2 protein-coding genes are annotated in these 2,466 nt (G+C 67.6%); both read right to left on the bottom strand.

Translation table 11 applies throughout. The annotated features are described in order from the left end of the window. Positions 1–59: 59 nt before the first annotated feature. The gene (locus I0Q12_RS05710; RefSeq protein WP_197251021.1) at positions 60–806 is read right to left on the bottom strand and encodes a succinate dehydrogenase/fumarate reductase iron-sulfur subunit; all 747 of its coding nucleotides are present in this window, start codon (positions 804–806) and stop codon (positions 60–62) included. 1 nt (position 807) lies between these two features. Then, positions 808–2,466 (bottom strand): fumarate reductase/succinate dehydrogenase flavoprotein subunit (locus I0Q12_RS05705; RefSeq protein ID WP_197251020.1); only part of this gene is annotated, 1,659 nt, incomplete at its 5' end.

Below are 2,466 nucleotides of genomic sequence, written 5' to 3'. Positions count from 1 at the left end.
TCATCGCCGCACTCACGTGAACACCGGACACGGTGTCCCGGTCCGGCGCTTCCGGGCACTCAGCGCCGGAACAGCTTGTTGCCCAGCCAGACGATCGGGTCGTAGCGTCGGCCCGCGACGCGTTCCTTCATCGGGATCAGTGCGTTGTCGGTGATGTGGATGTTCTCCGGGCACACCTCGGTGCAGCACTTGGTGATGTTGCACAGGCCCAGACCGTGCTGATCCTGCGCGGCGTCGCGCCGGTCCGCGACGTCGAGCGGGTGCATCTCGAGTTCGGCGATGCGCATGAGGTAGCGCGGCCCGGCGAATGCGGACTTGTTGTCCTCGTGGTCGCGCACGACGTGGCACACGTTCTGGCACAGGAAGCATTCGATGCACTTACGGAATTCCTGCGAGCGCTCGACGTCGACCTGCTGCATGCGGTACTCCCCCGGCGCCAGGTCGGGCGGCGGCGTGAACGACGGGATCTCGCGGGCCTTCTCGTAGTTGAACGACACATCGGTGACGAGGTCGCGAATGATCGGGAAGGTGCGTACGGGGGTGACGGTGATCGTCTCGTCCGGGTCGAAGGTCGACATCCGTGTCATGCACATCAGCCGGGGCTTGCCGTTGATCTCGGCCGAACACGAACCGCACTTGCCCGCCTTGCAGTTCCAGCGCACCGCCAGGTCCGGGGCCTGGGTGGCCTGCAATCGGTGGACGACGTCGAGCACGACCTCGCCCTCGTTCGCTTCGACGGTGTAGTCGTGCAGGTCGCCGCCGTCGGCGTCCCCACGCCACACCCGGAAGGCCGCCTGGTAGCCCATGTCAGGACCTCCGTCCCGGATGATCGGCGAGTTCCTCGTCGGTGTAGTACTTGCCCAGTTCGTCGATGTCGAACAACGCGAGCAGATCCGGCCGCATCGGCTGTTGCCGCTCCGGGGTCACCGTCACGTCCGGGATGGATCTGTCGCCGCCGTCGGTGCGGCACACCAGCAGCGTCCGCCGCCATTCCGCGTCCATCGAGGGATGGTCGTCACGAGTGTGCCCGCCGCGACTTTCGGTGCGCAGCAACGCCGCTCGCGCCACGCACTCGCAGACCAGCAGCATGTTGCGCAGGTCCACCGCGAGATGCCATCCGGGGTTGAACTGCCGGTTGCCCTCGACCGCGACGTTGCGGATCCGTTCGCGCAGCGTGGCCAGTTCGGCCAGGGCCCGTTCGATCTCGTCGGCGCGGCGGATGATGCCGACCAGATCGTGCATCGACTGCTGCAGCTCCGCGTGCAGAGTATACGGATTCTCGGTGCGGTCCGGGGAGGCCGGATCGAACGGCGACAACGCGGTCCGCGCGGCCGCATCGATGCTTGCGTCGGAGGCCCGCGGCCGTTCGGTGAGCCCCTCCACGTAGTCCGCGGCCCCGATCCCGGCGCGACGCCCGAACACCAGCAGGTCCGACAGGGAGTTGCCGCCGAGCCGGTTGGATCCGTGCATGCCGCCCGAGCATTCCCCGGCGGCGAACAGCCCGGGCACCGACGCGGCCGCGGTGTCCGGATCGACCTCGATACCGCCCATCACGTAGTGGCAGGTGGGGCCGACCTCCATCGGTTCCTTCGTGATGTCGACGTCGGCGAGCTCGAGGAACTGGTGGTGCATCGACGGCAGCCGCCGCACGATCTCGGCGGCCGGCATCCGGGAGGCGATGTCGAGGTACACCCCGCCGTGCGGGCTGTCGCGACCGGCCTTGACCTCGGAGTTGATGGCGCGGGCGACCTCGTCGCGGGGCAGCAGATCCGGGGTGCGGCGGTTGTTCTCCTGGTCCTCGTACCAGCGGTCGGCTTCCTCCTCCGTCTCGGCGTACTGCCCTTTGAACACCGGCGGGATGTAGGAGAACATGAACCGCTCGCCCTCGGAGTTCTTGAGGACCCCGCCGTCGCCACGTACCCCCTCGGTTACCAGGATGCCCTTCACACTCGGCGGCCAGATCATGCCGGTCGGATGGAACTGGATGAACTCCATGTTGATCAGCGCCGCGCCCGCCCGCAGCGCGAGTGCGTGACCGTCCCCGGTGTACTCCCACGAATTCGAGGTCACCTTGTACGACTTGCCGATGCCACCGGTGGCGATGACGACGGCGGGCGCGTCGAGCAGCACGAACCGGCCGGATTCACGCCAGTAACCGAACGCCCCGGCGATGCGGCCCGACTCGTCGACGAGCAGTTCGGTGATCGTGCACTCGGCGAACACCTTGACCCGGGCTTCGTAGTCGCCGTGGGCGGCGTAGTCCTCCTGCTGCAGCGACACGATCTTCTGCTGCATGGTCCGGATCAGTTCGAGTCCGGTGCGGTCGCCGACGTGCGCAAGCCGCGGATAGGTGTGCCCGCCGAAGTTGCGCTGGCTGATCCGCCCGTCGGGGGTGCGATCGAACAGCGCCCCGTACGTTTCCAGTTCCCACACCCGGTCCGGGGCCTCACGGGCGTGCAGTTCGGC

The sequence above is a fragment of the Rhodococcus sp. CX genome, assembly GCF_015865005.1.
GTDB lineage: Bacteria > Actinomycetota > Actinomycetes > Mycobacteriales > Mycobacteriaceae > Rhodococcus.
The sequence above is the reverse complement of the archived record's forward strand: the minus strand, read 5'-3'. Positions and strand labels throughout refer to the sequence as shown.